The 6,374-nt window shown below is 45.9% G+C and carries 4 protein-coding genes, 21 tRNA genes and 1 rRNA gene; 23 read left to right on the forward strand and 3 right to left on the reverse strand.

The window, feature by feature from the left end; all coding sequences use genetic code 11:
* Positions 1-167: 167 nt before the first annotated feature.
* From rrf to ACWA2B_RS27670, 22 genes are all read left to right on the forward strand, one after another.
* Positions 168-284: ribosomal RNA gene (rrf, locus tag ACWA2B_RS27565) — 5S ribosomal RNA — on the forward strand.
* Positions 285-320: 36 nt separating this feature from the next.
* Positions 321-397, forward strand: a tRNA-Ile gene (locus tag ACWA2B_RS27570).
* 22 nt (positions 398-419) lie between these two features.
* Positions 420-495 (forward strand) — tRNA-Ala (locus ACWA2B_RS27575).
* Between the two features lie 4 nt (positions 496-499).
* Positions 500-575: transfer RNA gene (locus tag ACWA2B_RS27580), tRNA-Asn, on the forward strand.
* Positions 576-610: 35 nt separating this feature from the next.
* Positions 611-684 (forward strand) — tRNA-Met (locus tag ACWA2B_RS27585).
* Between the two features lie 3 nt (positions 685-687).
* A tRNA-Ser gene (locus ACWA2B_RS27590) sits at positions 688-779 on the forward strand.
* Positions 780-810: 31 nt separating this feature from the next.
* Positions 811-882 (forward strand) — tRNA-Glu (locus ACWA2B_RS27595).
* Positions 883-888: 6 nt separating this feature from the next.
* Positions 889-964, forward strand: a tRNA-Val gene (locus ACWA2B_RS27600).
* A gap of 30 nt (positions 965-994) precedes the next feature.
* Positions 995-1,068: transfer RNA gene (locus tag ACWA2B_RS27605), tRNA-Met, on the forward strand.
* A 25-nt stretch (positions 1,069-1,093) separates the two neighbouring features.
* Positions 1,094-1,170 (forward strand) — tRNA-Asp (locus ACWA2B_RS27610).
* Between the two features lie 66 nt (positions 1,171-1,236).
* Positions 1,237-1,309, forward strand: a tRNA-Phe gene (locus tag ACWA2B_RS27615).
* 26 nt (positions 1,310-1,335) lie between these two features.
* Positions 1,336-1,411: transfer RNA gene (locus tag ACWA2B_RS27620), tRNA-Thr, on the forward strand.
* Between the two features lie 4 nt (positions 1,412-1,415).
* A tRNA-Tyr gene (locus ACWA2B_RS27625) sits at positions 1,416-1,501 on the forward strand.
* 19 nt (positions 1,502-1,520) lie between these two features.
* Positions 1,521-1,593, forward strand: a tRNA-His gene (locus ACWA2B_RS27630).
* A gap of 17 nt (positions 1,594-1,610) precedes the next feature.
* Positions 1,611-1,685 (forward strand) — tRNA-Gln (locus tag ACWA2B_RS27635).
* A 4-nt stretch (positions 1,686-1,689) separates the two neighbouring features.
* A tRNA-Lys gene (locus tag ACWA2B_RS27640) sits at positions 1,690-1,765 on the forward strand.
* A gap of 14 nt (positions 1,766-1,779) precedes the next feature.
* Positions 1,780-1,867 (forward strand) — tRNA-Leu (locus tag ACWA2B_RS27645).
* A 6-nt stretch (positions 1,868-1,873) separates the two neighbouring features.
* Positions 1,874-1,948 (forward strand) — tRNA-Gly (locus tag ACWA2B_RS27650).
* A 10-nt stretch (positions 1,949-1,958) separates the two neighbouring features.
* A tRNA-Cys gene (locus ACWA2B_RS27655) sits at positions 1,959-2,029 on the forward strand.
* Between the two features lie 26 nt (positions 2,030-2,055).
* Positions 2,056-2,132, forward strand: a tRNA-Arg gene (locus ACWA2B_RS27660).
* Between the two features lie 23 nt (positions 2,133-2,155).
* Positions 2,156-2,229 (forward strand) — tRNA-Pro (locus ACWA2B_RS27665).
* A gap of 9 nt (positions 2,230-2,238) precedes the next feature.
* A tRNA-Gly gene (locus ACWA2B_RS27670) sits at positions 2,239-2,309 on the forward strand.
* A 201-nt stretch (positions 2,310-2,510) separates the two neighbouring features.
* On the opposite strand, the gene ACWA2B_RS27675 is transcribed toward ACWA2B_RS27670, so the two are convergent.
* The 3 genes from ACWA2B_RS27675 to ACWA2B_RS27685 form a co-directional block, all read right to left on the reverse strand.
* Positions 2,511-3,614, reverse strand: a complete 1,104-nt coding sequence (locus ACWA2B_RS27675; RefSeq protein WP_029516027.1) for a PAS domain-containing sensor histidine kinase — start codon at positions 3,612-3,614, stop codon at positions 2,511-2,513.
* Positions 3,607-4,260 (reverse strand): response regulator, encoded by a 654-nt coding sequence (locus ACWA2B_RS27680; protein WP_165150863.1) that lies wholly within the window; start codon positions 4,258-4,260, stop codon positions 3,607-3,609. The genes ACWA2B_RS27675 and ACWA2B_RS27680 overlap by 8 nt, the downstream gene beginning before the upstream one ends.
* Before the next feature lie 142 nt (positions 4,261-4,402).
* Positions 4,403-4,852, reverse strand: a complete 450-nt coding sequence (locus ACWA2B_RS27685) for a GAF domain-containing protein (RefSeq protein WP_029516025.1) — start codon at positions 4,850-4,852, stop codon at positions 4,403-4,405.
* A 299-nt stretch (positions 4,853-5,151) separates the two neighbouring features.
* Here ACWA2B_RS27685 and ACWA2B_RS27690 point away from each other — a divergent pair, with 299 nt between their 5' ends.
* Positions 5,152-5,892 (forward strand): Crp/Fnr family transcriptional regulator, encoded by a 741-nt coding sequence (locus ACWA2B_RS27690; protein WP_029516024.1) that lies wholly within the window; start codon positions 5,152-5,154, stop codon positions 5,890-5,892.
* Positions 5,893-6,374 lie beyond the last annotated feature (482 nt).

Consider the following 6,374-nt stretch of genomic DNA (forward strand, 5'->3'; position numbering starts at 1 on the left):
GGTCGAGGGCTTATCCTAAGATAAAACGCAAAAGAGTTTCGGATCCAGTTTTCAGGGTGTAACCTTGAACGTATGTAGAAATACATACGAAATACGCATTGAAATTCATTCACACAGCTGTGATGAACCGAGTTTCAATACGGTAGAATTTGCATAGCAAATTCATGTTTGGTGGCGATAGCGGAGGGGTTCCACACGTACCCATCCCGAACACGACCGTTAAGCCCTCCAGCGCCGATGGTACTTGGACCGCAGGGTCCTGGGAGAGTAGGACGTCGCCAAGCGATATCCTTTAGAGGATGATAAATTTTTACATGTTAGGGCCTTTAGCTCAGCTGGTTAGAGCGCACCCCTGATAAGGGTGAGGTCGGTGGTTCGAGTCCACTAAGGCCCACCACTTCTAGAATAACAAAAAGATTGGGGCCATAGCTCAGCTGGGAGAGCGCCTGCCTTGCACGCAGGAGGTCAGCGGTTCGATCCCGCTTGGCTCCACCAATATTCCCTGATAGCTCAGTTGGTAGAGCACTCGACTGTTAATCGAGTTGTCACAGGTTCGAGTCCTGTTCGGGGAGCCATATTTTGAATATTTCTGACTTTTATATATTAAGGTGGCGGCGTAGCTCAGCTGGCTAGAGCGTACGGTTCATACCCGTGAGGTCGGGGGTTCGATCCCCTCTGCCGCTACTCGGAGAGATACCCAAGTGGCTATAAGGGGACCCTCTGCTAAGGGGTTAGACTGCGAAAGTGGTGCGAGGGTTCGAATCCCTCTCTCTCCGCCATAATTTATTGAGACCAGAACTTATTTTGCAAGGCCCGTTGGTCAAGGGGTTAAGACACCTCCCTTTCACGGAGGTAACAGGGGTTCGAATCCCCTACGGGTCATAATATGGAGGCTTAGCTCAGCTGGGAGAGCATCTGCCTTACAAGCAGAGGGTCGGGGGTTCGATCCCCTCAGCCTCCACCATAAGAAAATTTGAGAAATGCTTTTTAATGTCGCGGGGTGGAGCAGTTCGGTAGCTCGTCGGGCTCATAACCCGAAGGTCGTAGGTTCAAATCCTGCCCCCGCAATTAATTTCCTATTGGAAATGCCTCTGGAACTGTGGTGTAGAGGCCTAACATGCCTGCCTGTCACGCAGGAGATCGCGGGTTCGAATCCCGTCAGTTCCGCCATTTTAGCTTCATATATAATTGGCATATATAGTGCGGATTATATGATGTAGTAATAAAATTTAATATGGCTCGGTAGCTCAGTCGGTAGAGCAGAGGACTGAAAATCCTCGTGTCGGCGGTTCGATTCCGTCCCGAGCCACCTTTCAAGTGGGAAATGAGTAATGTGCCGGTGTAGCTCAACTGGTAGAGCAACTGACTTGTAATCAGTAGGTTGGGGGTTCAAGTCCTCTCGCCGGCACCATTTTGGAGGATTAGCGAAGTGGCCAAACGCATCAGACTGTAAATCTGCTCCCTTACGGGTTCGGTGGTTCGAATCCATCATCCTCCACCAGTCTTTTCATAATCATATGGCGGTCGTGGCGAAGTGGTTAACGCACCGGACTGTGACTCCGGCATTCGTGGGTTCAAGCCCCATCGGCCGCCCTTTATTCTTAATTTATTGGGGATTAGCCAAGCGGTAAGGCAACGGACTTTGACTCCGTCATGCATAGGTTCAAATCCTATATCCCCAGCCATTAAGAGCCATTAGCTCAGTTGGTAGAGCACCTGACTTTTAATCAGGGTGTCGAAGGTTCGAGTCCTTCATGGCTCACCATTTATAATTATTTTGCGGTCGTGGCGGAATTGGCAGACGCGCACGGTTCAGGTCCGTGTGGGCTAACCCCCCGTGGAGGTTCGAGTCCTCTCGACCGCACCATATTTTGCGGACGTGGCTCAGCGGTAGAGCATCGCCTTGCCAAGGCGAGGGTCGCGGGTTCGATTCCCGTCGTCCGCTCCATTATCCATACGGCGCCATAGCCAAGTGGTAAGGCAAAGCTCTGCAAAAGCTTCATCCCCAGTTCAAATCTGGGTGGCGCCTTGACTACTCATTATGGAATTTAATATGCGCCCTTAGCTCAGCTGGATAGAGCGTTTGACTACGAATCAAAAGGCCGGGAGTTCGAATCTCTCAGGGCGCGCCATTTCTTAAAAAAATGTATAATGTCGGGATGTAGCTCAGCTTGGTAGAGCACCTGGTTTGGGACCAGGGGGTCGCATGTTCAAATCGTGTCATCCCGATACTGTTTTGCGGGTGTAGTTCAATGGTAGAACTCCAGCCTTCCAAGCTGGTAGCGTGGGTTCGATTCCCATCACCCGCTTTTTGCTATAGCGGATTCTTGTTGCCTCAGTGGTGACACCTTATAAATAAAGAGAGCCTGTCTGGGGACAGAGCTCTCTCTTTTTTTGTATTTATCCTCATGTAATCCACAATGTGTTGATTATCCATAATCTTCGGTATCGGTGTATTCGTTCTGATCATACAACTGGCATACACCGATAACCGATCTAGTGGACAGTTTTTACACGGGAATGGTTAGCTGGATGGAGGTTCCCTCGTCTGGAGCAGAGGTTATGCTCATAAATCCCCCTACCCCTCTAGCTCGTTCTTCCATACTGAACAATCCAACTCCCTCTCCTTGGGACTTTCCAGAGAATCCAATGCCTTTATCCCGAATGGTCACTTGTATCATTTCATTTTGATCCTCAACGTCGACATATGCCTCTGCTACATCTGCGTATTTGGCTACATTCGTTAACGCCTCTTGTACAATCCGATAAATTGCAATTTCCTTGCGAATATCAACCCGTTTACGTAGATTGCATTGAAAATGCACCTCAATCCCGTAATGAGAACAGAAGTTTTCAATATAGGTTCTTATGGCTGGGACGACACCCAGATCATCCAGAACTGAGGGACGAAGTTCCCACGCTAGACCACGAACATCTTTGATGATGTCGGTCACCTGCGAACGGAGATTCTCCAGAGTAGCACTAGGTTGTTCGGCAAGTTGGCTATCCAATTGGATAATAAGTGAAAATAAGCTTTGCCCTATCCCATCATGCAGCTCTCTTGAAAAGCGTTTACGTTCTTCTTCCTGTATTTGCATGACTTGTGTCATCATAGACTGAAGTTCAGCTTCTACTCTCTTCAGTTTAGTGACCTCATTGCGGATCGCTAAGTACTGATAGGGTTTACCTTCCTCGTCCATAAACGGAACGATCGTAGTATTCACCCAGTAGTAGCTGTTATCTTTAGCACGATTACGTATTTCTCCTTGCCATACCTCACCTGAACGGATCGTAGTCCACAGGTTTTTCATGAAGGCGGGGGTATGATAGCCTGAATTAATGAGACGATGATCCTGACCGATCAGCTCTTCACGACTGTATTGCGAAATCTCACAGAACTTGTCGTTTACGTACTGAATAATACCTCGATGATCGGTCAAAGCAACGATGGAAGACGTATCTAGGGCAAATTTCAGATTGGATAATTGGTGGAGTGAGTTACGCAGCGCATGAAGAAAAGGGGATTCTGGTATATAAATTTCCAGATCATTCAGCAGTTTATCGGTTGATTCACCAAAGGCATGCTGCAGTAAAGGGTTAGAAGGTTCATTCATAATGGAGTAGCCCCTTTTTTAGTGCGAATTTGACTAGCTCAGGTCGTGTTTTCAAGTTAAGCTTCTCCATAAGATTGCTTTTATGGGACTCTACGGTTTTGACACTAATCACCAGGTGCTCGGCAATTTCCTTGTTGGCATATCCTTTGGCTACCCAGGATAGAATCTCTTTTTCCCGCTCAGACAAGGATTCATAGGGTCCGGCTATGCCTTCCTGTTTGATTTTGTCCAGATATTCACTCATCAGTCGTTTGGTTGCATTCGGGTACAAATAGGCACTACCTTCGGCCACAGACTGGATGGCAGCGAGTAACTCCTCGTGAGGTGCGCTTTTTAAAATATATCCGGATGCTCCAGCTTGAATGGCTCGGAACAGATATTCTTCATCGTCATGCATCGTTAAAATAAGGACTTCTGTATCGGGCAGCTGTTTTTTTAATTCAGTGGTTGCTGTGAGACCATCTTTTCCAGGTGGCATGCTAAAATCCATGAGCACAACATGAGGTTGTAGCTCCAATGCCTTGCGGATTGCCTCATCCCCGTCTGCTGCATCTCCTACTACCTTAATACCGTTTTTGCCGTCCAATAGGGCCATGAGGCCAGAACGTACGACAACGTGATCATCCACTACTAGTATACGAATCAATTTGTCATCCCCTCGAACGGTAAAAAACCGTACGTTTTGTCATAATCATAGCAAATTTTAGGGATTTCAATCAACAAAGATAGTTAGGGACAGCTATATCAAGTATCTGATGAGGATCATTATCTATAGAAACATTGTTGAGCTATGGAGTGAGAGGGTAAGCACATAGTTGGCTAAGGCGTTGAGCTACTTGAGTAGCCTCGGCTATATCAGACTCTGTGAACATCCTCACATCACGATTACCAAGAAGCAGCACACCGTTGGGCAGATCTCCTGTGCTGGAAAAGGGAATGGCAACAGCAGAGTGAAGCTGCTCGGCCAGCATTAGTGCACATTCCTGACGCAGACGTATACTACCTGATAGCAAAGCACTTACAGTTACGGTACGTCCCAAGCGAACAGCCATACCGGCAATACCATGGCCAATCTTAAAAGAAATAAGTCGATAGCGATTGCTTCGGCTACCAGAGGCGTAATACCAATGCAACTTACCACCTGACTTGGACATAAATGCGAGGGCAGTGAGATCACCATAAATAGTATCTCTTAACTGGTTCAGTTCTTTTCGCATTTCATCCGTTATTTGTAGCATAGAAGACACATCCTTTTTCATAACCAAACTATATCTCTAGTTCATTGTAGTTTCGACAGTTGCAAAAGTAGATCGGGGAACCCCCTGATCTATAGGCGCAGGAAACACTGACTTTTCATCTGGTCGGATAAGGAGTAGGGAAATGGTCGATAAATGGGGCGTTAGCTTACTTCAGAAGTGATATTTATCACAGCAAATCAGGGAGTAGGAAGGTATAAAATCAGGTGTTCTCCCGATAACAACCCAGGCGTTAAAACATTATGATATAGATATCAGGTAAACACGAGGAGGACGCTAACATGCAAGCCACTTGTATGGAACGGTTTGGGGACGAAGCGGAACGCACGGGAATTCAGATTTATTTGACAGATGAGCATTTTGATCTGCTAAAAGATATTATGTCCTGGAAGAAGGTAAAGGCAGGCGTTATGCTTTTCCGAGAGGGCGATGATGCAGAGCAGCTTTATTATATACATTCAGGTCATGTCAAACTTCGTAAATCGACAGAAGATGGTAAAGAACTGATTCTGACCATTCAGCATCAAGGCGACTTAATTGGGGAATTTAGCGGAATAGATGGAGAAGAGTATAGTTGCACTGCGGAAACAGCCGATGTGTGTGAGTTAGGCGTCGTGCTTGTTAAGGATCTGGAGTCGCTCTTGTCCAAAAATGGGGAAATGGCGCTTCAGTTCATCCAGTGGATGGCGATGAAGCAACGCATTATGCAATCGCGTTTTCGGGACTTACTGTTGTATGGTAAAACTGGAGCGTTAGCGTCTACATTGATCCGTGCTAGCAATACATGTGGCGTGGCTGTGAAGGATGGCATTTTATTAAATATGAAGCTAAGTCACTCCGAATTAGGTGAGATGATTGGAGCGACGCGCGAGAGCGTGAACCGGATGCTGAGCGCGCTGAAAGAACAGGGAACCCTAGATACAAGGGATGGAAAGATTGTCATTCACGATCTCAAGGTATTACGTGGCATGTGCTGCTGTCCTTCGTACGGCCAATGTGCCCATGAAATTTGTCGCCTCTAATATATGAATACCATTAGGCGGGGTCCAAGAGACTTCGCCTTGCCGCAGGTCTTATAGCAATCTAGCGCATGGGGTACGAACAACATAGATTACCAAATAACTAATTAACGTCGTATAGCGGCTAATTAGCAATAAAGTATATATATTAAATGGAACTGAATGCATGACATTTTATGCACCAACCGTTTTGAAGTAACAGTGGAGCTAATTCTAATAATGGTTAAATAAAAGGAGGAAGAAATCCCATATTTTAAAAAAAAGGGATATTTTTACAAGTTGCTTTCTCTGGCCGAAAATGATATATTATTTGAGCTGACAACAAAACAGCAGTTTCAAAAGCGAAAAGCTTGGGTGAAATGTATTTTTAAAAAAAAAGAAAAAATAACCCTTGCATTTTTGAAACGAACATGATATGATCTTATAGCTGCTGAAAAACGCAGAGAAAGAGAAATGTTTGATCTTTGAAAACTGAACAACGAGTG

The organism is Paenibacillus sp. CMM36 (assembly GCF_053570945.1).

Excerpts from the sequence above, each read along its gene's own strand:
- ACWA2B_RS27690 (WP_029516024.1), top strand. The coding sequence starts at position 5,152 with ATGCAAGCCACTTGTATGGAACGGTTTGGGGACGAAGCGGAACGCACG.
- ACWA2B_RS27675 (WP_029516027.1), bottom strand. The coding sequence starts at position 3,614 with ATGAATGAACCTTCTAACCCTTTACTGCAGCATGCCTTTGGTGAATCA.
- ACWA2B_RS27685 (WP_029516025.1), bottom strand. The coding sequence starts at position 4,852 with ATGCTACAAATAACGGATGAAATGCGAAAAGAACTGAACCAGTTAAGA.